The 21244-nt window shown below is 59.4% G+C and carries 22 protein-coding genes and 2 pseudogenes; 8 read left to right on the top strand and 16 right to left on the bottom strand.

What is annotated here, in order from left to right:
- Nucleotides 1-1879: 1879 nt before the first annotated feature.
- A pseudogene (locus tag C4J88_RS05785) lies at nucleotides 1880-2841 on the bottom strand (hypothetical protein).
- Nucleotides 2814-3231, bottom strand: a pseudogene (locus C4J88_RS05780) (hypothetical protein); the annotation flags it as partial. The pseudogenes C4J88_RS05785 and C4J88_RS05780, both read right to left, overlap by 28 nt.
- 150 nt (nucleotides 3232-3381) lie before the next feature.
- Between C4J88_RS05780 and rimO the strand changes: the two are divergent.
- From rimO to tsaA, 5 genes are all read left to right on the top strand, one after another.
- On the top strand, nucleotides 3382-4722 hold the full coding sequence (gene rimO / locus C4J88_RS05775; RefSeq protein ID WP_124406428.1) for a 30S ribosomal protein S12 methylthiotransferase RimO: 1341 nt from the start codon (nucleotides 3382-3384) through the stop codon (nucleotides 4720-4722).
- A 99-nt stretch (nucleotides 4723-4821) separates the two neighbouring features.
- Nucleotides 4822-5292 carry a GNAT family N-acetyltransferase gene (locus tag C4J88_RS05770; protein WP_124406427.1) on the top strand — a complete coding sequence of 157 codons (471 nt, stop codon included), beginning with the start codon at nucleotides 4822-4824 and terminating at the stop codon, nucleotides 5290-5292.
- 109 nt (nucleotides 5293-5401) lie between these two features.
- Entirely contained in the window at nucleotides 5402-6112 is a 711-nt protein-coding gene (locus C4J88_RS05765) for an rRNA pseudouridine synthase (protein WP_124366042.1), read from the top strand.
- Between the two features lie 70 nt (nucleotides 6113-6182).
- Nucleotides 6183-6644 carry a DUF1456 family protein gene (locus tag C4J88_RS05760; protein WP_124361554.1) on the top strand — a complete coding sequence of 154 codons (462 nt, stop codon included), beginning with the start codon at nucleotides 6183-6185 and terminating at the stop codon, nucleotides 6642-6644.
- A 3-nt stretch (nucleotides 6645-6647) separates the two neighbouring features.
- Complete coding sequence (gene tsaA, locus C4J88_RS05755) at nucleotides 6648-7343, top strand: tRNA (N6-threonylcarbamoyladenosine(37)-N6)-methyltransferase TrmO (RefSeq protein ID WP_124366041.1); 696 nt, start codon at nucleotides 6648-6650, stop codon at nucleotides 7341-7343.
- A gap of 119 nt (nucleotides 7344-7462) precedes the next feature.
- Here the strand turns inward: tsaA and fpr are convergent, their stop codons facing one another.
- Nucleotides 7463-8242 carry a ferredoxin-NADP reductase gene (gene fpr / locus C4J88_RS05750; RefSeq protein WP_003189055.1) on the bottom strand — a complete coding sequence of 260 codons (780 nt, stop codon included), beginning with the start codon at nucleotides 8240-8242 and terminating at the stop codon, nucleotides 7463-7465.
- A gap of 124 nt (nucleotides 8243-8366) precedes the next feature.
- On the opposite strand from fpr, the gene C4J88_RS05745 reads away from it, so the two are divergent.
- Nucleotides 8367-9293, top strand: coding sequence for a LysR family transcriptional regulator (locus C4J88_RS05745; protein WP_010212678.1), 927 nt, complete (start codon nucleotides 8367-8369; stop codon nucleotides 9291-9293).
- 3 nt (nucleotides 9294-9296) lie between these two features.
- On the opposite strand, the gene C4J88_RS05740 is transcribed toward C4J88_RS05745, so the two are convergent.
- From C4J88_RS05740 to C4J88_RS05730, 3 genes are all read right to left on the bottom strand, one after another.
- Complete coding sequence (locus C4J88_RS05740; RefSeq protein ID WP_003189051.1) at nucleotides 9297-9659, bottom strand: diacylglycerol kinase; 363 nt, start codon at nucleotides 9657-9659, stop codon at nucleotides 9297-9299.
- 75 nt (nucleotides 9660-9734) lie between these two features.
- Nucleotides 9735-10385: a response regulator transcription factor ErdR gene (gene erdR, locus C4J88_RS05735; RefSeq protein WP_124366040.1), complete on the bottom strand. Its 651-nt coding sequence runs from the start codon at nucleotides 10383-10385 to the stop codon at nucleotides 9735-9737.
- Nucleotides 10386-10636: 251 nt separating this feature from the next.
- Nucleotides 10637-11356, bottom strand: coding sequence for a tRNA-uridine aminocarboxypropyltransferase (locus C4J88_RS05730; protein ID WP_124406426.1), 720 nt, complete (start codon nucleotides 11354-11356; stop codon nucleotides 10637-10639).
- A 178-nt stretch (nucleotides 11357-11534) separates the two neighbouring features.
- On the opposite strand from C4J88_RS05730, the gene C4J88_RS05725 reads away from it, so the two are divergent.
- A complete protein-coding gene (locus tag C4J88_RS05725) occupies nucleotides 11535-11969 on the top strand; it encodes a PA3611 family quorum-sensing-regulated virulence factor (protein ID WP_124366038.1) in 435 nt (144 codons plus the stop codon).
- Between the two features lie 284 nt (nucleotides 11970-12253).
- On the top strand, nucleotides 12254-13366 hold the full coding sequence (locus C4J88_RS05720; protein ID WP_124366037.1) for a TIGR00730 family Rossman fold protein: 1113 nt from the start codon (nucleotides 12254-12256) through the stop codon (nucleotides 13364-13366).
- Nucleotides 13367-13427: 61 nt separating this feature from the next.
- Here C4J88_RS05720 and recX read toward each other — a convergent pair whose 3' ends face one another.
- From recX to C4J88_RS05670, 10 genes are all read right to left on the bottom strand, one after another.
- Nucleotides 13428-13895, bottom strand: coding sequence for a recombination regulator RecX (gene recX, locus C4J88_RS05715; protein WP_124406425.1), 468 nt, complete (start codon nucleotides 13893-13895; stop codon nucleotides 13428-13430).
- A gap of 8 nt (nucleotides 13896-13903) precedes the next feature.
- Nucleotides 13904-14962, bottom strand: coding sequence for a recombinase RecA (recA, locus tag C4J88_RS05710; protein WP_005785454.1), 1059 nt, complete (start codon nucleotides 14960-14962; stop codon nucleotides 13904-13906).
- An 83-nt stretch (nucleotides 14963-15045) separates the two neighbouring features.
- Nucleotides 15046-15546: a CinA family protein gene (locus C4J88_RS05705; RefSeq protein WP_124406424.1), complete on the bottom strand. Its 501-nt coding sequence runs from the start codon at nucleotides 15544-15546 to the stop codon at nucleotides 15046-15048.
- A gap of 81 nt (nucleotides 15547-15627) precedes the next feature.
- Nucleotides 15628-16128: a lysis system i-spanin subunit Rz gene (locus C4J88_RS05700; protein WP_124406423.1), complete on the bottom strand. Its 501-nt coding sequence runs from the start codon at nucleotides 16126-16128 to the stop codon at nucleotides 15628-15630.
- The gene (locus C4J88_RS05695; protein WP_124406422.1) at nucleotides 16116-16673 is read right to left on the bottom strand and encodes a glycoside hydrolase family 19 protein; all 558 of its coding nucleotides are present in this window, start codon (nucleotides 16671-16673) and stop codon (nucleotides 16116-16118) included. Before C4J88_RS05695 ends, C4J88_RS05700 begins: the two co-directional genes overlap by 13 nt.
- 22 nt (nucleotides 16674-16695) lie before the next feature.
- Nucleotides 16696-17697: a contractile injection system protein, VgrG/Pvc8 family gene (locus C4J88_RS05690; RefSeq protein ID WP_124406421.1), complete on the bottom strand. Its 1002-nt coding sequence runs from the start codon at nucleotides 17695-17697 to the stop codon at nucleotides 16696-16698.
- 9 nt (nucleotides 17698-17706) lie between these two features.
- On the bottom strand, nucleotides 17707-17919 hold the full coding sequence (locus C4J88_RS05685; protein WP_124406420.1) for a tail protein X: 213 nt from the start codon (nucleotides 17917-17919) through the stop codon (nucleotides 17707-17709).
- Complete coding sequence (locus C4J88_RS05680) at nucleotides 17912-18295, bottom strand: phage tail protein (RefSeq protein WP_124406419.1); 384 nt, start codon at nucleotides 18293-18295, stop codon at nucleotides 17912-17914. The genes C4J88_RS05685 and C4J88_RS05680 overlap by 8 nt, the downstream gene beginning before the upstream one ends.
- The gene (locus C4J88_RS05675) at nucleotides 18295-20514 is read right to left on the bottom strand and encodes a phage tail tape measure protein (RefSeq protein WP_124406418.1); all 2220 of its coding nucleotides are present in this window, start codon (nucleotides 20512-20514) and stop codon (nucleotides 18295-18297) included. The genes C4J88_RS05680 and C4J88_RS05675 overlap by 1 nt, the downstream gene beginning before the upstream one ends.
- Before the next feature lie 128 nt (nucleotides 20515-20642).
- Entirely contained in the window at nucleotides 20643-21224 is a 582-nt protein-coding gene (locus tag C4J88_RS05670) for a phage tail assembly protein (protein WP_124361539.1), read from the bottom strand.
- Between the last annotated feature and the right edge of the window lie 20 nt (nucleotides 21225-21244).

Raw genomic sequence — 21244 nt, 5'->3', positions numbered from 1 at the left:
TCTGACGAAAAACTAGCCTCCAGCCCAAGCCCACCTTAGCTCCATTGAATGGTCGCGTCATGAAACGACACTGTCCGAGTACGATCTCCAGACCGTTACCGATTTCGAAAACACCTTGAAATCGGTATTTTAAAACTCTTAGCCAAGCACGCCGGGGCTTTCAGCAGTCTTCTCCATTCGAATGGGTTAGGTGCGCATTGCATCCATATGACACTTTCTTAGAAAACGTTGCATTCTGTGTAAATGTCTTTCGCCCGCGGAAGCCACCGGCCGGCCTAGGCTGGAGTTCCAATACCACTATCTCCACCTTTGCATTTAAAAGGGGCACAAAGCCTGTCGGCGGGAGGGGGATAACTGCTTTTTCGTCCATTTTTTTCTTCACGCCCTAAGATCCGACCCTCTCCCTGCACTTCGTCGGATCTCCAGCCTCGCAATCGAGCCACACCACATACTGTCTGCATATACAGTATATTTTTTGGTGTATCTATGAATGCTGCCAACCTATCCAAGGCATGGACCGGTGAGACATGGATGTTATTTCTGTGGGATCAGTCTGCACTGCTCCAACATCCTGGTGCCCACCATAGGACCCTCTTGCTGCAGGCGCACGAGCTGTACAGAGCACAATTGATCGAGCGAGACGAGCTGTGCGACCTACTTGAGCTAGCCGACAGTGCTCTGGCTTATGCTGTAGAAGCACGCCTTGAAGAATCAGGCAACATTTGAGCGAGAGGTGTCTATGCATATGCTGGTCACACCGATGCGGTGCAAGGGCGTGCCGCTGCCCCCTGAAGAAAGGCGTCGGTATCCGGCCATAGCGGGAGACGTGCGAGTAAACGCGGGGATTTCCGACGAGTTAGGGCGCAGCTCTAACATAGCCGTACTGCACAAAGGAATGCCGCTTGAGCCTAGCCCCCTTCCTCATTTGCTGGACGCTACACTCTCGGGGATGGCTCCCTCGGGCTTTGTGCTGAACGGGATCGAATACATTGATGGATGCGCCTATGCACAGTCCTGGTGGTGCAGACTTGGATAGTTAAAAAAGCGAGGGCCTAAGACCCTCGCTATTTGCTGGTTAGAGTTGCTGAATGATTCGAAGCAAACGAACAACCCAATAGGCCGTCTGCAGCAACCGAATCAGTTCTTCGGGAAACAGTTTTTTTATGACCGTTTTCATAGAGCAATCCTTTACAGTTTGGTAAGACCTACAGTTCTTTGCAAGCAATCGCAGAATGTCCTACTCAACGAGCAACGAAGCGCAATCAATTCTTTACCGACAACTGTAAAGGTTTAGCCTCAAACTAAGCCTCAAACTATTTCGTAACTTACTTCGTATCTTACGTCGTTTGATCGCATGCCTGAGCTTGACTGGTGCGCCGCTGGGCCATACGCTCTGAAATGTCGGTAACAAAGCAATACGGCGTCGAGCAGTTAGGGCGACGATAGCACAAGTCTTCCCAACGGAAGCAACCTGTAAATCTGCACCTTAAGGCCCGCATACGCGGGTCTTTTCAATTTCTATGCACCTCCCCTCTCTCGGCCAAAGGCACTTAACCCGGTAACTACCGGGGTTTCCCTATCCTTATTCCTCGCACCGTTTAATCAAGCACACAATGATGTCGAAACCACATCAATGAAATTACCCGACGGGCGGTAATAAAACTTATCCATGTATGGCTAGCGCCTATGAAAATGCAAATAAAACAACCAGGGAAAGTTGCGTACACCAATACAAAGACCTTTATCAGATCCATAAACGTCCATTGAGACTCTACGAAGTTTAAAACGTAATATTCATGTTTTATCACGTATAAAACGACGAGTTTTCTGGCGTATCTTTCCCCCGGTAGTCTTTGCGGTGAGTTATGTGGTAGGAGGGCTATATCGAAATCGGATCCATCGACGCTGATAGCGCCGTAGCCTGCGCCGCATAACTGGTGAATGCCGAAGCATTACTTGGTGGCGGCGTGGCCCATGGGTATGGCTCGCTATTTGGGCGTTCATCTGCTGCACCAGATCGAGCAAATCGCACAGCACCTGCAGCACATTCACTCCTTCAGATCCCAACCAGGTCTTGGGTGCGACCAGCCATTGGCTGACCTCTGCCACACTCTTACGCAGCCCCTGAATCCTTTCCTCCATATCGCCGCCCACCGTGGCGTTGTGCTTCTGCCCCACAACCAGGTTCAAGTCCCGCCCGGTCGCTTGGTGCAGATCATCCACCGCCGCCAGGCTCGCGGACCCGCCCGAAAGCAGCTTGAGCGCGCCCAACGCCTCGATCGTCTTGATTCCGCCCACTGACTCGGTTGAATGGTCGTCCACCGTCCTGGTGTGATTCTGGAACGTCTCCTTATTCCCCATCGCCTCGACTTCCCGCTCGATCGCCTTGTCCAGAATCTTGCCGTCAGTCTGACGCAGCCAGTTGCCGTCAGCGTCAACACGTTGCTGACAGGCTTCGCTGTGCTGCCACACCTGATCACTTTTCGGCACGCTGGGGCTCAGGCCGTGGGGCAGGATCGTTTGGATATAGGGCTTGTGCGGCAGGCCGTAGGCAAAGCACACCACGACTTGGGTGCCTTCCTCGGGGAACGCATAGATCCCCATTTCCTCGCCACCAGTGGGCAGAGGCACGCCGGCCAGGATCGGCAGCTTGGTGTCTGGCTCGCCGTCAGGCCCCATGACCTCGATGTCGACCGCATAGCGCGGCCGGAAGTCATTACAGATGCCGGCGCCGGCCGGGGCATCGGCCACGGTGACAACCCGTGCAAAGCGTGGCAGGTGGTAACCGCCGGTAAGTTCAGGGAATTGTCGTTCTACGCTGCGGCGGATTGCGTCGTCCATCGGATGACCATCTGGTTGTCGATGAGCGCCACACTGGTGATACGCTCGCCATGGTTGATTTGTTGCACCTGGTCGCAACCCGGAAAGTGCTGCAATCATCGCGCTTTGATTGCCCTGGTAGTCGTCGAACAGTTCCACAGGCAGTTGCAGCGGCGAACGAACGTCGAAGAAGCTGTCGGCCCAACTGCCCACGAATACCTCCCCGTTCCCCTGCTGCTGCCAGATGAAGTCGGGGATATTGAAAACCCGGACGACGCCGTCCATGGCTTGGTAGCCAGCGGCGAAACTGTAGAAGATAGGCGCCTTTACGCCGGCGCAGGGCCGATCCGGAACGCGAAAGCGCAATCCGGTGTGCTGGCTGATCTCGACCAGAACGGCGCGCAGGTCAAGCGCAGCACTCGTCGCATTTCCCTGCATAAAGCTGGTCAAGTGCGTGGCCCGCCGCTAGAATTGCGCACTTTTTGATCAGAGGCGTCACAAACGCCCGTGTACCGCCGTGTCGTGCCCGACTGGCGGCGTCATTCAATACCGAGGTTAGACATGTCCACCACCATCGCAAAAGCCAACCCCAAGGTCGGCTTTGTATCCCTGGGTTGCCCGAAGGCTCTGGTTGACTCCGAGCGCATCCTCACGCAACTGCGTATGGAAGGCTATGACGTCGTGTCCACTTACCAGGACGCCGACGTGGTGGTGGTCAACACCTGCGGTTTCATCGACTCGGCCAAGGCTGAATCCCTGGAAGTGATCGGCGAAGCCATCAAGGAAAACGGCAAGGTCATCGTGACCGGCTGCATGGGCGTGGAAGAAGGCAATATCCGCAACGTCCACCCAAGCGTGCTCGCCGTGACCGGCCCGCAGCAGTATGAGCAGGTGGTCAACGCCGTACACGCCGTGGTGCCGCCGCGCCAGGACCACAACCCGCTGATCGACCTGGTGCCGCCGCAAGGCATCAAGCTGACCCCCCGTCACTACGCTTACCTGAAGATTTCCGAAGGCTGCAACCACAGCTGCAGCTTCTGCATCATTCCGTCGATGCGCGGCAAGCTGGTCAGTCGTCCGGTCGGCGACGTGCTGGACGAAGCCCAGCGCCTGGTCAAATCCGGCGTGAAAGAGCTGCTGGTGATTTCCCAGGACACCAGCGCCTATGGCGTCGACGTCAAATACCGCACCGGTTTCTGGAATGGCGCGCCGGTGAAAACCCGCATGACCGAACTCTGCGAAGCCTTGAGCAGCCTGGGCGTGTGGGTGCGCCTGCATTACGTTTACCCGTACCCGCACGTTGACGAGCTGATCCCATTGATGGCCGCCGGCAAGATCCTGCCGTACCTGGACATCCCGTTCCAGCACGCGAGCCCCAAGGTGCTCAAGGCCATGAAACGCCCGGCCTTCGAAGACAAGACCCTGGCACGCATCAAGAACTGGCGCGAAATCTGCCCGGACCTGATCATTCGCTCGACCTTTATCGTCGGTTTTCCTGGCGAAACCGAGGAAGACTTCCAGTACCTGCTGGACTGGCTGACCGAAGCCCAGCTGGACCGCGTCGGCTGCTTCCAGTACTCGCCGGTTGAAGGCGCCCCGGCCAACCTGCTGGACCTGGCCGTGGTGCCGGACGACGTCAAGCAGGACCGTTGGGAGCGCTTCATGGCGCACCAGCAGGCGATCAGCTCGGCGCGCCTGCAACTGCGCATCGGCAAGGAGATCGAAGTGCTGATCGACGAAGTCGACGAGCAAGGCGCGGTTGGCCGTTGCTTCTTCGATGCGCCGGAAATCGACGGTAACGTGTTTATCGACGATGCCAGCGGCTTGAAACCCGGCGATAAGGTGTGGTGCACGGTGACTGACGCCGACGAGTACGACTTGTGGGCTGAAAAGCGCGATTGATTGTAAAAAAATAAAAAGCCCCGCTCCTGAACAGGATGCGGGGCTTTTTTACGTCTATCGTTTTGCCCATCACTCCCAATAAGGCAAAGGGTCGCGGGCATGCGTCAGCATTCGGTCATCCACACACCTAAAACCTGCGACTACCCAGAGTTGACACGCATTTGGGAGGCCTCGGTGCGGGCTACCCACGACTTCTTGCCGGACAGCTACATCCTGCTCCTGAAAAACCATGTGCTGACTCGCTATCTGGACGCCGTGATGCTGATCTGCACCAAGGACGCGCGCCAACGCATCACCGGGTTCGCCGGGGTGGCTGCGGGCAAGGTCGAAATGCTGTTTATCGACCCACCCTTTCGAGGCCAGGGCCTGGGCCGGCAATTGCTGCGCTATGCGATCGAGTGCATGAATGCCGATGAGCTGGACGTGAACGAGCAGAACCCCCAGGCGCTGGGGTTCTACTTCAAGCAAGGCTTTGAAGTGGTCGGACGCACGGAACACGACGGCCTGGGCCAGCCCTATCCGTTGCTGCATATGCGCCTGCGCCAGCAGCAGCACATAGGCAGTGGCTGACCACCTTTTGAATCGCGCTTTATCAATAAAGCACCGCGCTGAAATGGGGCCGGGATTAACCGGCCCCACACAGGTACAATAGCCGCCCCCTTTTGTTACGGCCCTTGTCATGACTGACCCCATACGCCTCTCCAAACGCCTTATCGAACTGGTCGGTTGCTCCCGTCGGGAGGCTGAGCTGTTTATCGAAGGCGGCTGGGTCTCGGTGGACGGTGAAGTGATCGACGAACCGCAGTTCAAGGTCACCACCCAGAAGGTCGAGCTGGACCCCGAAGCTAAAGCCACGGTGCCGGAGCCGGTGACCATCCTGCTGCACGCTCCGGCGGGCATGGATGCCGAGACGGCCATGGCGTCGATCAGCGCCGAGACCCTGTCGGAAGAACACCGCTTCAGCAAGCGCCCGCTCAAGGGTCACTTCCTGCGCCTGACCGCCAGTGCCGACCTGCAAGCCAAGGCCAGCGGCCTGCTGGTATTCACCCAGGACTGGAAGATTCTGCGCAAATTGACCGCCGATGCCGCCAAGATCGAGCAGGAATACGTGGTGGAAGTCGAGGGCGACATCGTGGCCCACGGCCTCAACCGCCTGAACCACGGCCTGACCTACAAAGGCAAGGAGCTGCCGGCTGTGAAAGCCAGCTGGCAGAACGAAAACCGCCTGCGGTTTGCGCTGAAAAACCCGCAGCCGGGGGTGATAGCGCTGTTCTGCGAAGCCGTTGGCTTGAAAGTCGTCGCCATCCGGCGCATTCGCATCGGTGGCGTCTCCATTGGCAAGGTGCCCGTGGGCCAATGGCGTTACCTGTCCGGCAAAGAGAAGTTCTAAGCCGGTGCCCTTTTCCCGACACTGCCTGACTGGGCAGTGTCTACCCCGTTGAAAACCAGGATTGCCCACCATGATTCACAACGACGTACTGCGCAGCGTGCGCTACATGCTCGACATCAGCGACAACAAGATGGTCGAGATCATCAAGCTCGGCGGCATGGACGTAACCAAGGAAGACGTGCTGACTTACCTCAAGAAAGATGAGGAAGAAGGCTTCGTGTTTTGCCCGGATGAGGTGATGGCGCATTTCCTCGATGGCTTGGTCATGTTCAAGCGCGGCAAGGACGAAAGCCGTCCGCCGCAGCCGATCGAAACCCCGGTGACCAACAATATCATCCTGAAGAAACTGCGCGTGGCCTTCGAATTGAAGGAAGACGACATGCACGCCATCCTCAAGGCTGCCGAGTTCCCAGTGTCCAAGCCGGAGCTGAGCGCGCTGTTCCGCAAGTTCGGTCACACCAACTACCGCACCTGTGGTGACCAGTTGCTGCGCAACTTCCTCAAGGGGTTGACGCTGCGGGTTCGCGCGTAAGCCATGAGTTATCAGGTCGCGCCCGTCGGCTTCGTACGCTCCTGCTTCAAGGAGAAGTTCGCTATCCCGCGCCAGCCGCAACTGGCGCCGGCCGCCCGCGGTGTGCTGGAGCTGGTGGCGCCGTTCGATGGCGGCGAAGCGGTGCAAGGCCTGGAGCAGGTCAGCCATGTGTGGCTGCTGTTTCTGTTCCACCAGGCGCTGGAAGACAAGCCACGCCTTAAAGTGCGCCCGCCGCGCCTGGGCGGCAACACCGCCATGGGCGTCTTCGCCACCCGCGCGACCCATCGCCCCAATGGCATCGGCCAGTCGGTGGTAAAGCTGGACAAGGTAGAACCGGGGCGCCTGTGGATTTCCGGGATTGATTTGCTCGACGGCACGCCGGTGCTGGATATCAAGCCGTATGTGCCCTATGCCGACAGCGTTGATACCGCCACCAACCGCATCGCCAGCGGTGCGCCGCAGCTGATTGGCGTGCAGTGGCTCAAGACTGCACTGCAACAGGCCCAGGGCCATGCGCAGCGTCTTGGCGAGCCGTTGGTGGAGTTGATCGATCAGTGCCTGGCGCAGGACCCGCGCCCTGCCTACCAGACGCCCGGGCCTGAACGCGAGTACGGTGTGCAGTTCTGGGATGTGGATGTGCGTTGGCACTATCCCGAGGCGGGGCTTATTTGTGTGCTGGAAGTACTTCCAGCCAACTGAATGGACCGGAAACAAAATGTGGGAGGGGGCTTGCTCCCGATGGCGGTGGTTCAGTCACAGATGAGTTGACTGACACACTGCTATCGGGAGCAAGCCCCCTCCCACATTTTTTATCGCGTTTATTTTTCGACGAACGCACGCTCGATCAGATAATCACCCGGCTCACGCATGCGCGGCGAAACTTTCAGACCGAAGCTGTTCAGCACTTCGCTGGTCTCGTCCAACATGCTTGGGCTACCGCACAGCATGGCACGGTCGTCTTCGGGGTTGATCGGTGGCAGGCCGATGTCGCTGAACAGCTTGCCGCTGCGCATCAGGTCGGTCAGGCGGCCCTCGTTTTCGAACGGCTCGCGGGTCACGGTCGGGTAGTAGATCAACTTGTCACGCAAGGCCTCGCCGAAGAATTCGTTCTGCGGCAGGTGCTCGGTGATGAATTCGCGGTAGGCGACTTCGTTGACGTAACGCACGCCGTGGCACAGGATCACTTTTTCGAAGCGCTCGTAGGTCTCCGGGTCCTGGATCACGCTCATGAATGGCGCGAGGCCCGTGCCGGTGCTGAGCAGGTACAGGTGTTTGCCCGGCTTCAAATCGTCAAGCACCAGGGTGCCTGTCGGTTTTTTGCTGATGATGATCTCGTCGCCTTCCTTCAAGTGCTGCAACTGGGAAGTCAGCGGGCCATCCGGCACCTTGATGCTGAAGAATTCCAGATGCTCTTCCCAGTTCGGGCTGGCAATGGAGTAGGCGCGCATGAGCGGGCGGCCGTTGGGCTGTTGCAGGCCGATCATCACGAACTGACCGTTCTCGAAGCGCAAACCCGGATCGCGGGTGCACTTGAAGCTGAACAGAGTGTCGTTCCAGTGATGAACACTGAGGACACGCTCGTGGTTCATGTTGCTCATGTACGGGGGACTCCTGGAAATGGGCCTGCGCCAAAGGTGAAGTGCGCAATTGCACAGCATTCTAATGGCGGCGACAATATCTGTTAACTGGATTATTAAGATAAGGGTTATCGGTTATATCGATATGCGATTCACTCTCCGTCAACTGCAAGTCTTCGTTGCCGTCGCCCAGCAGGAAAGCGTCTCCCGCGCTGCTGGCCTTCTGGCCTTATCCCAATCCGCCGCCAGCACGTCGATTACCGAGCTGGAGCGCCAATCCAGCTGCCAATTATTCGACCGCGCCGGCAAACGCCTGAGCCTCAACGCGCTCGGGCATCAATTGCTGCCTCAAGCGGTGGCCCTGCTGGACCAGGCCAAGGAGATCGAGGACCTGCTCAACGGCAAGTCCGGCTTTGGCTCACTGGCCGTGGGCGCCACCCTGACCATCGGCAATTACCTGGCCACCCTGCTGATCGGCAGCTTCATGCAGCAGCACCCCGAGAGCCAGGTGAAACTGCATGTGCAAAACACTGCGCATATCGTGCATCAGGTGGCGCATTACGAAATTGACCTGGGTCTGATTGAAGGCGATTGCAGCCATCCGGACATCGAGGTGCAGACCTGGGTGGAGGATGAGCTGGTGGTGTTCTGCGCGCCCCAGCATCACTTGGCCAAGCGTGGCGTGGCCAGCATGGATGAGCTGACCCATGAGGCGTGGATCCTGCGGGAACAAGGCTCAGGCACGCGCCTGACATTTGATCAGGCTATGCGCCATCATCGCAGCGCACTGAATATCCGCCTGGAGCTGGAACACACCGAGGCGATCAAACGAGCAGTGGAGTCGGGTTTGGGGATTGGTTGCATTTCGCGACTGGCACTGCGCGATGCATTCCGGCGTGGCAGCCTGGTGCCGGTAGAAACCCCGGACCTGGACCTGGCCCGGCAGTTCTACTTTATCTGGCATAAGCAGAAGTACCAGACCTCGGCGATGCGCGAGTTCCTGGAACTGTGCCGCGCTTTTACCGCCGGGGTTCAGCGCAGCGACGAAATCGTATTGCCGAGCATCGCCTGATCGTTAGATCAGAATGACCGCCCACACCAGCGTGATCATGGTCAAGGCCACGAATTGCGCGGCGCTGCCCATGTCCTTGGCGTTTTTCGACAGCGGGTGGCGGTCCAGGGAAATGCGGTCGATCGCCGCTTCCACCGCAGAATTGAGCAATTCGACGATCAGCGCCAGCAGGCACACGGCAATCAGCAACGCCCGTTCGACGCGGCTGACCTGCAGGAAAAAACTCAACGGAATCAGGATGACGTTCAGCAGTACCAACTGGCGGAACGCCGCCTCGCCGGTGAAAGCCGCGCGCAGGCCATCCAGGGAATAGCCCCCTGCGTTGAAGATACGTTTGATACCGGTTTGACCCTTGAAAGGCGACATAGATGTAGGCAACTGAACCAAAGAAGTGGGGAAGCTAGATCACGCAAAGTCAAAAAAGCGTGAACCGGTTGTAACTTAATGCTGCGAAATTGACTCAAGTTGTTGCAAGAGCAACGCCGCCTGGGTGCGCGTTCGCACCCCCAACTTGCGGAAAATCGCCGTGACGTGGGCCTTGATGGTCGCTTCCGACACGCTCAGCTCGTAGGCAATCTGCTTGTTCAACAAGCCCTCGCAGACCATGGTCAATACGCGGAACTGCTGGGGCGTCAAACTGGCCAAGCCATCACGAGCCGCCTTGGCTTCGTCGGACACGTTGATTTCTTCAAACGCTTGCGGTGGCCAGGACACATCGCCGTCCAGTACGGCACGCACAGCCTTTTGGATATCTTCCATCGCGCTGGACTTGGGAATGAAGCCGCTGGCGCCGAACTCCTTGGAGCGCACCACCACATCGGCGTCTTCCTGGGCCGAGACCATCACCACGGGAATCTGCGGATATTGCCCGCGCAGCAGCACCAACCCCGAAAAACCATAGGCGCCGGGCATGTTCAGGTCGAGCAGCACCAGGTCCCAGTCGGATTTTTCAGTCAGGCGGGCTTCCAGCTCGGCAATGCTGGCGACTTCGACCAGGCGCACGTCCGGGCCAAGGCCCAGGGTTACGGCCTGATGCAGCGCACTGCGAAACAGCGGGTGGTCATCGGCTATCAGGATTTCGTATGTGGCCATTGATTAAATGATCCTGTTTTTAGGGGAGCCCTGATGGGTTCAGGGTCCGCCAGTACACAAGGCAACAGCCAGGCAGCCATCGCCACGGGGCACGCTCAACGTCAAAAACATGCGAAACAACGTCGAAAAACCAAGCTAGCGCCCCAATCGGCGCCCAGCATGCCCAGCGCAGCCTGGGGGGTCAAGCGCTACGCCCATGGGGATTTTAGCGGGTTACGCGATTAAGGTGCCATCATGCGAACGTCGAGGGGTCAGGCCGCGGGGATATAAGGCGCCAAACGCGTGTGGACACTGTCCGTCGCGTCCAGAGGCAACTGAAACTTGGCGGCCAGATAATGCGTGCTGAATACATCGAGGTAGGCGTCCAGGACTTCGCTGGCGAGCTGATCATCGGCCAACTCCAGACACAGCGCGGCAACCTCGGCGGTGCAGAAATGATCATCACGCTTGGAGCGGCGCAACTTGTAGCGTGACAGCTGCTCCGGCGCCAGGCTCAGCACAGGCAAATGCTCCAGGTAGGGGCTCTTGCGAAACATCTTGCGCGCTTCGCTCCAAGTGCCGTCCAGCAGGATGAACAGTGGGCGCTTGCCCGCCTGGGTATTCACCGCGCTGACCACCCGCTCGGGCGCCACGAATTCGCCGGGGAACACGATGTACGGCTGCCACTGCGGATCGGCCAGCAAGGTGAGCAGGTCCGGATCGACTTCGGTGCGCGACCAGGCGAACGCCGTGGTGTCGTCGATAACGTCGGCGATCAGCCAGCCGGTATTACTGGGCTTCATCGGTTCGACGTCGTGCATCAACAGGCACATGGCAGCGTTAGCCTGAACCGTTGGTCGCCATGCGCACAGGCAATACTCGGGAATCACTCGGCAACCGGAGCATCGCTCGGCACGCGATCCCCGATTAAGGAAAGGCCTGACGGCTCGGGCCAGGCGCTCGGTACGCAAGCGGGAGACGGCGTGGCTCATCGGATGCGCCATACGGACGGGTAAATCGACACAGGGTCACTCAAGAGCAATTGAAGTGCGCGCAGTTTACCAGCGATACGCCTGGCTGTAGTGGCAAGCGCTCACCTATAATTGCGCGCCACTGAACGCACAGCGCAGTGGCTGGTCTATGCACCAGTAACCGAATCAGGAGAGTTTGATGCTGCGTTCCATGCTGCGCCTCGTTGCCCCATCCGTCGCTATCGCGCTGGCCTTGCCTGTGGGCGCCCACGCAGCCTCGCTGCTGGAGGCTCAAATGAACCGGAAGCTGCAAAGCGTCGCGACCGAAAGCAACAAGGACCTGCCCCGGGAAATCGATGAAAAAACTCTGGAAGTGGCCTACACCGTTGAAGGCACGCAACTGATTGATCATCTGAGCGTGCTGCCTGACCGCGCCGAACAGATGCGTGCCAATCCCAAGGCGGTATATTTCCAACTGGGCCGCAGCGTATGCACCAACCCAGGCTACCGAGAACTGATGGCGAAGGGCGCGGTGATGCGCTACGAAATTACCGAGAACAAGACCAACCGTCCTGTAGCCTCGGTAAAATTCGCCGAAGCCGACTGCCCGGCTCCAACCAAGAAGAAAAAGTAACCCTGGCTTGCCATTCGCGCGTGGCTGCCTGGCGACGCGCACTCCCCCGCTTCAACGACTGACGCCATGGCGAGTGACCAATAAGCGGTTGCCAGCCAAGGGTTTTTCGGCCCATGATCGCATCATTCCATCCGCCCGCCCGCAGCAGCATTCACTGCTGTTCTGCAACGTTTTTTCAGGGCAAAAGAGGCCTGCCCTCCTGCGGCAAGCAACGACACATGCAGTGTCGCGGCCCCTGCCGACGCTCGTCGGCTACCCAGGCCCTGTGAAGAAGGAGAAGTTGAATGCCTTATGAATCGAATGACTCCCTGCTCCAGCTTTTTGAACAAAATGGCACCGACCTCACGCAACAAGTGGACGCGCAACTCCAGCTGATCGCCCCCAACAGTGCAAATATCCCCTTGTATCGCGACATGATCCTCACCGTTCTGCGCATGGCCCAGGATGACCGCGACCGTTGGAACGCCAAGATCACCTTGCGCGCCATTCGTGAGTTGGACCATGCCTTCCGTGTACTCGAACAGTTCAAGGGGCGGCGCAAGGTGACGGTGTTCGGCTCGGCACGTACGCCAGTGGAAAGCCCCCTGTATGCATTGGCTCGAGAAGTAGGCGCAACGTTGGCGCGTTCCGACCTGATGGTCATCACCGGCGGCGGCGGCGGCATCATGGCTGCGGCGCATGAGGGCGCGGGCCTGGAGCACAGCCTGGGGTTCAACATCACCCTGCCGTTTGAACAGCATGCCAATCCGACCATCGACGGCACCGACAACCTGCTGTCCTTCCACTTCTTCTTTACCCGCAAACTGTTTTTCGTCAAGGAAGCCGACGCACTGATCCTGTGCCCGGGTGGTTTCGGCACCCTGGACGAAGCCCTGGAAGTGCTGACCCTGATCCAGACCGGCAAAAGCCCACTGGTGCCGGTGGTACTGCTGGACGCACCCGGCGGCGGCTTCTGGCAAGGCGCTCTGGATTTTATCCGCAGCCAGCTGGAGGCTAATCGCTATATCCTGCCGACCGACCTCAAGCTCATACGCCTGGTCTACAGCGCAGAAGAAGCCGTGGACGAGATCAATCGGTTTTATGCCAACTTCCATTCAACGCGCTGGCTGAAGCGTGAGTTCGTAGTGCGCATGAATCATCCACTCAGTGATCGAGCCCTGGCGCATTTGCAGGATGAGTTTGCCAGCCTGCGGCTGAGCGGAGCGTTCCAGCAGCTTGCCTACACAGGCGAAGACCATGACGAGCCAAGGTTCAGTCATTTGACGCGACTGGTCTTCAACTTCAATGGCCGCGACCAAGGGCGATTGCGCGAATTGGTGGATTACATCAACTTGCCGGAAAACTGGGTCCAGGCTCAGGGTGAGACGCAGCAGCGGGTGACGCCACAGCCTGCGTGATTTTTTGCAGGCGAAAAAAAAGGCCCACTATTTTCATAGTGGGCCTTTCGTTTTGTGGCGTTCAGTCGTCTATGTCCCGACCGCTTAACAAGCGGCTGATCATGTCCATCGAAAACCCGCGATAGCTCAGGAAGCGGCCTTGCTTCGCACGCTCCCTGGCATCAATTGGCAGATGCCCTGAAAACTTGCGGCGCCAAGTCTCTTCCAGCTGCGACTGCCAACTGATACCGCACTCACGCAGGGCGAGATCGATATCGGCACGTTGCAGGCCGCGCTGGCTCAACTCTTCGCGAATCCGCGCAGGGCCATAACCGGAGCGCGCGCGGTAGGACACAAAGCTTTCGAGGTATCGGGCTTCCGATAGCAGCCCTTCTTCCGTCAAGCGGTCGAGGGCCGTTTCGATCATTTCGGGCTCTGCGCCGCGCTGACGCAATTTGCGCGTCAGCTCGACTCGACCATGCTCGCGACGTGCGAGCAGGTCCATTGCAGTGCGCCGAACGGCAACGAGTGTATCCAGTACAACAGTCATCGTTTGCTTCAGATGTCAGTGTCGGCTTCTTCCATCTCGTCAACCGGCTCACGGTTGGCGGCGGCTTTGACGTCTGGCGCAGGGGTCAGCAGCTTGTCGCGAATCTGCTTCTCAAGCGTGGCGGCGATATCCGGGTTGTCTGCCAGGAACTTGGCCGAGTTGGCCTTGCCCTGACCGATCTTGCTGCCGTTGTAGGCATACCAGGCACCGGACTTCTCGACAAAACCGTGCAGCACGCCCAGGTCGATCATCTCGCCGTTCAGGTAGATGCCTTTGCCATAAAGAATCTGGAACTCTGCTTGGCGGAAAGGCGGGGCTACCTTGTTCTTCACGACTTTGACGCGGGTTTCGCTACCGACAACCTCGTCACCTTCTTTCACCGCACCGGTACGACGGATATCCAGACGAACCGAAGCGTAGAACTTCAGCGCGTTACCACCGGTGGTGGTTTCCGGGCTGCCGAACATCACACCGATTTTCATACGGATCTGGTTGATGAAAATCACCAGGCAGTTGGCGTTCTTGATGTTGCCGGTGATTTTACGCAGCGCCTGGGACATCAGACGGGCTTGCAGGCCCACGTGCATGTCGCCCATTTCGCCTTCGATTTCTGCCTTGGGTACCAGGGCAGCCACGGAGTCGACCACGATCACGTCGATGGCGTTGGAGCGCACCAGCATGTCGGTGATTTCCAGGGCTTGCTCACCGGTGTCTGGCTGGGAAACCAGCAGGTCGTCGACGTTGACGCCCAGCTTGCCGGCGTATTCAGGATCCAGGGCGTGCTCGGCATCGACGAATGCGCAGGTGGCGCCCATTTTCTGAGCCTGGGCGATCACCGACAGGGTCAGGGTGGTTTTACCGGAAGATTCAGGACCGTAGATCTCAACGATACGGCCTTTTGGCAGGCCGCCAATGCCGAGCGCGATATCCAGACCCAGAGAGCCAGTGGAGATAGCCGGGATCGCCTGACGGTCGTGATCGCCCATACGCATTACGGCACCCTTGCCGAATTGACGTTCGATCTGACCCAGGGCCGCAGCCAAGGCTTTCTTCTTGTTGTCGTCCATTAAAGTCCTCACGTAATCAATAAGGCCTGACGGCCAACACCTGTATAAGTAGACAGTATTGTTCCACAAAGATCGAAGATCGCCTACCCCTGATTGTCTATTTCTGCTGCAGCTCGTCGCAACAAGCCCTCCAGCGCGGCTTTTACCGTTTGTAGCCGGACTTCATCGCGGTTACCGGGGAAGTGCGCAAGCTCGGCCGTGACCTCATCGCCCACGCCGAACGCCAGCCATACCGTGCCCACCGGCTTGTCCCGCGTACCACCGTCCGGGCCCGCCACGCCGCTGACTGCCACGGCAAACCGCGCCAGACTTTTTTCCTGTGCCCCTCGCACCATCGCTTCGACCACTTCCTGGCTGACGGCGCCAACTTTGGAAAACAGCTTTTCCGGTACGTTCAATTGCCGGGTCTTCTGTCGGTTGGAATAGGTAACATAGCCCGCCTCGAACCACGCCGAACTGCCCGGTATGCGCGTGATGGCTTCGGCAATACCGCCGCCGGTGCAGGACTCGGCGGTGGTGACATGGGCATTGAGCACCTGCAAACGGCGCCCCAGTTCAGCAGCCAGTTGAGTGATTTCCTTCACGGTCATCTCCAGGAATGGGCGGTGGTTCGCCTACCCTACAGCAGCCCATCGGTCATGCAAGTTGCAGAGTGCATCAAAAGACTAACGCGCGACGGCCCGCACATAGGCCTGGCAGGCACGCAAGGCGATCAGGGCGTTGTCGCCGTCGTCGGTGATGCGGATAATTCGCTGAGCATGCGCCGGGTCAAGTCGGGCTCGTGGGGCTGCATGAACCACGCCGCCGGGGGTGGCGCAGGCGGGCACAAGCGCGCCGCCGGCGGGATCGGTGGCGTCGAGAAGGACTGACAACCGCACATCAGCAGTGGCCAGGCGGTCGCGCAGAGCAGCTTGGTTACGTTGGGCATCGCTCAACTCCTGGGTGTGTTGTTGGTCACTGGCGTTGAGCTGTTGCTCCAGGGCCAGGCGTTTTTGTTGTTCTGCCTGTTGCTGTTCGAACGCGGCCTGGCGTTGCTGGCTGAGCGCCAGCGCATGGCCCGCCGCCTGCCGCTCAAGCTGCGCACCATAGCGCCAGGCCTGCACTTGCCACACCAGCGCAAGCAGCAGGCAAATGCCGACCCAGCGCAACCAGCCTAGGAAACGCATAGCACTGCCTTTGCCCGTTCCCACAATTGCACGCGATCCTGCAGGCCGTTCAGGCCGCCGTTGATACGCCGGGTAATCGTGGTGAACTGGTCCTTGTCGGCCAATTCGTTGAGGCCGTTGGTTTGCCAGAACCAGGCGGCGGATTCGCAGGCCCATTGGGGTTGTTCAAGCAACTGCGGTTGCTGCAGCAGGCGATCATCGCCAAACAGTGCCTGGCTGCACGCCAGGTAGTTGCGCCGTCCCGTGACCTGAATCAGCCCCCTGCCCCGGTACTTCTGCCCATCACCATCCGCCTCCGGGGTATTGCCCAAGCGGGCGGACAGGGTGCCGGTGTCGTACTTGCTGAGGTAGTGATCGCTGCCCAGCTCGCGCACGTAGCGCAATTCGGCGGATTCGTGGCCGATCTGGGCGAGGAAGGCGGCGATGCGTTTGGCACTGCTAATCTCATACCGAACGAAGGCTGCATTTAAAAGGGACAAAAAAATGCCCGCTCGAAGGCGGGCTCCAGGCATCACACCCAGAAGCTGGGCAAGTGTCATCAGCATTGGTTTTACTCTGAATAAGTGTCTACACCGACAAACCGCTGGCCTGGATCGTGCACCGATAGCCGTCTGCTCGTTTACCGCTGGCCGTCACCTTCTTGATTGACCAGCGCCCCTGCATGAAGCTTGGCCACGACTCGTCCAGCAGCAGCAAGCCTTCAGCGGCCAACGACGGATTACCGGGGCAAACCACATTGATCTGCAACCCTTCCCGTCCCACACGCCGCATTTCTCCCTGCGCCGCTGAGCGCGCTTCGTCCTCGCTCTGGTAGCGTTGCGTCACCACCTTGAACGGCGCGATGCCCACCTCTACGACATGCTTTTTGCCGGCCGCCGCATCCCACCAGGACGTTTGCGCGCCGTTGTATTTGGCACGGCTGGCTTCGGTGAAGCTGGCGCTGATGAAGGCCCGGTCACCCGGGCGATTGTCACGGGTAACCGACAACCGCACATCCGGCAACGCCTTGCCCGATAGTGACTTGATCTGGCCTTTACGCCCCAGTACATACAGCTCGTCGACAGGCTTGGCCACCGCATCGAAGCGTTTGGCCAGCCTGGTCAGAAAGGCCATGTCGCTTTCATTGGTCTGATCGATGTGCGCGATCTGCTCGCGCTCAAGTTCAGGCGCCACACGCGGCGAAAATCCGTAGCGGCTGGTCAATTGGCGAAACAGTGCGCCCAAGGTTATCGGCCCATGGCTGGCGGTACGGCGCTGCTTGAATTCGTGCTCATCAAACGGCGCTGCCGTGGCCACCAACGCCAAGCGCATCGGGAACAGCGACGGTGTTCGCTGAGTGATCTTGAATACGCCCTTATCCACCAAGCCGGACTCAAGGTACCCCACGCGCAAGCCGATTTTGCCGCCCAGCTCGGGCAACCCTTCAAGGCCCTCGATATCGAGGGTCAGCGTGAGCTGGTCGGATACAAAGCCCGCTGCGTCGACATGCTCCCATTCCAATAGCCGCTCGTTGAACAGCGCAGCATTGGCGCCATACAGCTCCACTACAGGTGTGAATCCAAGTGCCATGATCGCTCCTTAATCCCAGGCTGAAACCGGCCGGCTCGCAGCAGGTTGCGCATCCAATTCGGGCACCAGCACGCTGAGGCCTGCCGGCAATACCGCGCCCTTTTCCGCCAGCTCCGGATTCAAGCGCCACAGCGCTTCTTCTGCGGCATCATCACAACGCCCCAGCTCTCGGTAGAGCAGCAGGTTCACCGAGTCGCCAGCGATACTTCGAACCCTACGCATTGACGAACTCCTCCAATACCAGCGACCAACCGATCGCCATCGCCGTACCGTCGTCGATCACGCTGGTTTGTTTTTCGCTGATCGACTTGATGGTCCACAACCCCCAGTTACGCCCTAGGCCGTCCACCAACGGCAACGGTGCCCGCAGGTCTTGCAGGGCGCGCAACTCATCCAGACGCTGCATGCCCTTGGCACGCGCTGCCTTGCCACCAAAGGCCAGTGTTTCCAGATCCTGCCCCACTTGGCTGGACTTGGGTTTGCCAGCAATGATGCTCAGGCTGACCCAGCCACCACTGCTTCCACGATCCAGGGTGTCGTAGGCGAACCCGCGCGACAGCCCGAAAATAAACGTGCCCAACACCATCTGTTGTCGCATCACACAGCTCCATCGGTGAGTGCTGCGCCACGTCGCGTCGCCAGCAGGTTGTCCATCGACAGCGGGGTAAATTGCGCTTCGATCTGTTGCACCACGAGTGTCGCCAATTGCTGATAGCTAGCTTGTTCCGGCGCGTTGATAGTGATTTGCGGGGCAAAGTTGATTTGGCGGTTATCGGCTTGAGGGGTATTGAGGTGAGTGCTGACCTCCGTGGGAGACGGCAAGCGATCCTCAGAGCCCATCACTTTTTCAGCCAGCCAGGCGCCAACGTCGCTGCCGACGAACGTCCCGACGGCACCGCCGACCACCTTGCCGATGGCACCGCCGGCAACGCCGCCCATGACGCCACCCAGCAGCGTGCCGGCACCCGGCACAACCGAACCGATCACCGCCCCCGCCAGCGTACCGACAGCTCGGCCAATCGCCATGCCGGCGAACTCACCGGCAAAACCCCCGGCGACCCCGCCGCCTACCGAGCCCACGCTGGTGCCAACCGCTTCACCCAGATTCCCCGACAGCGCGCCCTTGGCGACATCGACTCCGGCGTTCGCCAGCACCAGCCCCAACGCAGCCCCCTTGGCGACTTTGCTGGCCTTCGTCGTTCTGCGCGACCGACCAGCGCCCGGCGCCGAACCCGGCGTACGATTGCCTGCGGGTGTTTCGTTACTCTGAGATTGCTGCGAACGAGCGGATGAGTCGATGGCGCCGCCTTCGCCAAGAATTTTCCCGGCGACCTTTTCAAAGACCTTGTCTTTCACGGCATCGAAAACGCCGGAAATCAACGGCCCCAGCGCAGCACCCGCCAGCGTGACGGCGGCGGTGGCCTGAGGCAGGGCTTCGGCCAACCAACTCACACCATTGACCAAACTGGTCATCGCCGTCAGCGAGGTATCCACAACGGGCGCCAGGGCGGTGTCGGAAGCGGTTTGCAAACGTGTAGTACTGGCCTCGTAGGCCTGTCGACGGGCCTGGGCGGAATCGGCGCGAACCGCTGCCGAGCGCAGGAGAGCGCCATGATCCCCCAGCGCCGATGTGGCGTAGCTGGATGTGTCGGCCACTTGCGAAAAGGCCAGCTTCACAGTGTCGATCATCGGCACCAGGCTCAGAATCGCCTGGTTACCGTCGAACAGTTGCGTCGCCAGCGCCGCCTGCCTTTCGGCCGGTTGCGCTTTGAGTGCCTCCAGCACGGTGACCAGGGTCTGCGCAGCATCCTGTTTCATTCCGCCGGACAACACGTCGGGGTCAAGCTTTAGCGCTGCCCAGGCGTCGCGCTGCCCAGGGGAAGCGCTGTCGCCTTTAGCCAGGGCAGCACTGATTTTTTCCAGCCCGAGGCCAGCAGCGCCTTTGCTATTACCGGCACTCAGCAACGCCGCCGACAGTGCCGCCGCCTGCGCGGGGCTCATGCCCGCATCCGTCGCGGCAGCACCCTGATGTCGCACGATGGCCGCGATATCCGCCGATTCGGCCTTGAGCGAGACAACATTGCCCAGCACCGTTGTCGCGTCGGCCAAGTCCAGGGTTTGTGCGCGGTCCAGATGCATTGACTCGCGCCAGCCGCCCATGAGTTCACCGGCGTGCTTGACATCGATTTTGAATGCCGTCGCCATGATCGCGGCGTCGCGGGCAAACTGCTGCAGGTCAGCCTGGCGCCCGGCCTGGTCGATATTGCCTGAAGCGTCAACTCGGTCGCTTCCGATACCCGACTTGGCGGCAACGTACTCGACCTTCGCAAGGTCAACGGCGCTTGCGCCACTGGCCGCCACCACAGGCTCCGACGCCATGGCGAGGTTGGCTTCACGCATTGACTTGCGCTCGCGTCCGACGAACTGCAACAGTTGGCCCAGGTCGCTCATCGCGGCATCCAGTGCCTGCGACGGTGTGCCTGTATTGGCCGTCGTGCTGGTAGTTGTATCGCTCGCTCCCGCCGGCTCGGCGTCGGCTTGCCGAGCGTCCATCACCTTGAGCAACGAGACGTTGAACAGCTCGAGCGTCTCCACAAGGCGGCTCTGGCCTTCGGCCAGATGATTGATCTGCAGGCTGGCATCGGCCAATGCCAATGCCAGGTTCGCAGCACTCCCCGGCCCAGCCTCAGCCGGACCCGTCAGCGTTTGCGCGAACGGGTTGAGGCTGGCCTGCCCCCCACCCTGTGCCAGTGAGCCTTGAGTCAGCCAGCCGTCCTTGACGATGGCCGACCCGCCCGCATAGTTACTGTCTGCCATCCCGCTCTACTCCTGTTTGAGCCCAAGGCGACTGATCGCGATGTCATAGCGGCGCATTGCTTTCCCGGCATTCCAATCGAGGATTTCCGCTTCGCTTACCGAGTAAACCAGCGGTACTACATCGAGGATCACTTCGATGTCGCGTTCCGAAAGAAGTCCGCCGGTTTGTTTAAAAAATCGTCAATGCGCCCCTGCAACTCTGTCCAGTCGGGCACGGTGAGTCCGGCGAGATCGGGAATCATCAGGCCGGCGCAATGCGCGGTGATGAACTCGGCACGTTCTTTATTGGTGGGCAGCTTTTTCATCACTTTGGTGGCGCGCAGGGCGGGCATTTCCAGGGTGACGTGGGTGAGCGTGCGGCCGCTGGCCTCAAGGGGCAGCAGCAGCGCGACCTGCTCGCAGGTCAACGATTCGCGTGGCGCATCGGCTTGATCGAGGAAGAACGATGCAGGCTGAGTCGACATCTCGTGTACGTATTGCGCGATGCTGACGTAGTCCGGGCGCTTGAGTTGGTCGAGCTCTTTTTCCGACAGGCCGGTGGCGAGCTTCGCCAGTTCGAAAAACTGGTCATCCTCATCGTCGCCGGCGCGTGCCAGGGCTTCTTTCTGTGGCGCGTAGAACAATGGTTTCAGTTGAATCTGCTCGATCACGACGCCGGTGTCGGCGGTGATCGGGGACAGCAGGATGTGTAACGGAGGCATCCAGGCCATGGGGCAATTCCTTGATGGGG

This window comes from Pseudomonas sp. R4-39-08 (assembly GCF_003852275.1).
Taxonomy (GTDB): Bacteria; Pseudomonadota; Gammaproteobacteria; order Pseudomonadales; family Pseudomonadaceae; genus Aquipseudomonas.
Note: the sequence above shows the minus strand (reverse complement) of the source record. Positions and strands in the feature narration are given on the sequence as shown.

What these genes read in the sequence shown, in the direction of transcription:
- rimO (WP_124406428.1), top strand. Translation starts at nt 3,382, where the DNA reads ATGTCCACCACCATCGCAAAAGCCAACCCCAAGGTCGGCTTTGTATCC.
- C4J88_RS05770 (WP_124406427.1), top strand. Translation starts at nt 4,822, where the DNA reads ATGCGTCAGCATTCGGTCATCCACACACCTAAAACCTGCGACTACCCA.
- C4J88_RS05765 (WP_124366042.1), top strand. Translation starts at nt 5,402, where the DNA reads ATGACTGACCCCATACGCCTCTCCAAACGCCTTATCGAACTGGTCGGT.
- C4J88_RS05760 (WP_124361554.1), top strand. Translation starts at nt 6,183, where the DNA reads ATGATTCACAACGACGTACTGCGCAGCGTGCGCTACATGCTCGACATC.
- tsaA (WP_124366041.1), top strand. Translation starts at nt 6,648, where the DNA reads ATGAGTTATCAGGTCGCGCCCGTCGGCTTCGTACGCTCCTGCTTCAAG.
- fpr (WP_003189055.1), bottom strand. Translation starts at nt 8,242, where the DNA reads ATGAGCAACATGAACCACGAGCGTGTCCTCAGTGTTCATCACTGGAAC.
- C4J88_RS05745 (WP_010212678.1), top strand. Translation starts at nt 8,367, where the DNA reads ATGCGATTCACTCTCCGTCAACTGCAAGTCTTCGTTGCCGTCGCCCAG.
- C4J88_RS05740 (WP_003189051.1), bottom strand. Translation starts at nt 9,659, where the DNA reads ATGTCGCCTTTCAAGGGTCAAACCGGTATCAAACGTATCTTCAACGCA.
- erdR (WP_124366040.1), bottom strand. Translation starts at nt 10,385, where the DNA reads ATGGCCACATACGAAATCCTGATAGCCGATGACCACCCGCTGTTTCGC.
- C4J88_RS05730 (WP_124406426.1), bottom strand. Translation starts at nt 11,356, where the DNA reads ATGAGCCACGCCGTCTCCCGCTTGCGTACCGAGCGCCTGGCCCGAGCC.
- C4J88_RS05725 (WP_124366038.1), top strand. Translation starts at nt 11,535, where the DNA reads ATGCTGCGTTCCATGCTGCGCCTCGTTGCCCCATCCGTCGCTATCGCG.
- C4J88_RS05720 (WP_124366037.1), top strand. Translation starts at nt 12,254, where the DNA reads ATGCCTTATGAATCGAATGACTCCCTGCTCCAGCTTTTTGAACAAAAT.
- recX (WP_124406425.1), bottom strand. Translation starts at nt 13,895, where the DNA reads ATGACTGTTGTACTGGATACACTCGTTGCCGTTCGGCGCACTGCAATG.
- recA (WP_005785454.1), bottom strand. Translation starts at nt 14,962, where the DNA reads ATGGACGACAACAAGAAGAAAGCCTTGGCTGCGGCCCTGGGTCAGATC.
- C4J88_RS05700 (WP_124406423.1), bottom strand. Translation starts at nt 16,128, where the DNA reads ATGCGTTTCCTAGGCTGGTTGCGCTGGGTCGGCATTTGCCTGCTGCTT.
- C4J88_RS05695 (WP_124406422.1), bottom strand. Translation starts at nt 16,673, where the DNA reads ATGCTGATGACACTTGCCCAGCTTCTGGGTGTGATGCCTGGAGCCCGC.
- C4J88_RS05690 (WP_124406421.1), bottom strand. Translation starts at nt 17,697, where the DNA reads ATGGCACTTGGATTCACACCTGTAGTGGAGCTGTATGGCGCCAATGCT.
- C4J88_RS05685 (WP_124406420.1), bottom strand. Translation starts at nt 17,919, where the DNA reads ATGCGTAGGGTTCGAAGTATCGCTGGCGACTCGGTGAACCTGCTGCTC.
- C4J88_RS05680 (WP_124406419.1), bottom strand. Translation starts at nt 18,295, where the DNA reads ATGCGACAACAGATGGTGTTGGGCACGTTTATTTTCGGGCTGTCGCGC.
- C4J88_RS05675 (WP_124406418.1), bottom strand. Translation starts at nt 20,514, where the DNA reads ATGGCAGACAGTAACTATGCGGGCGGGTCGGCCATCGTCAAGGACGGC.
- C4J88_RS05670 (WP_124361539.1), bottom strand. Translation starts at nt 21,224, where the DNA reads ATGGCCTGGATGCCTCCGTTACACATCCTGCTGTCCCCGATCACCGCC.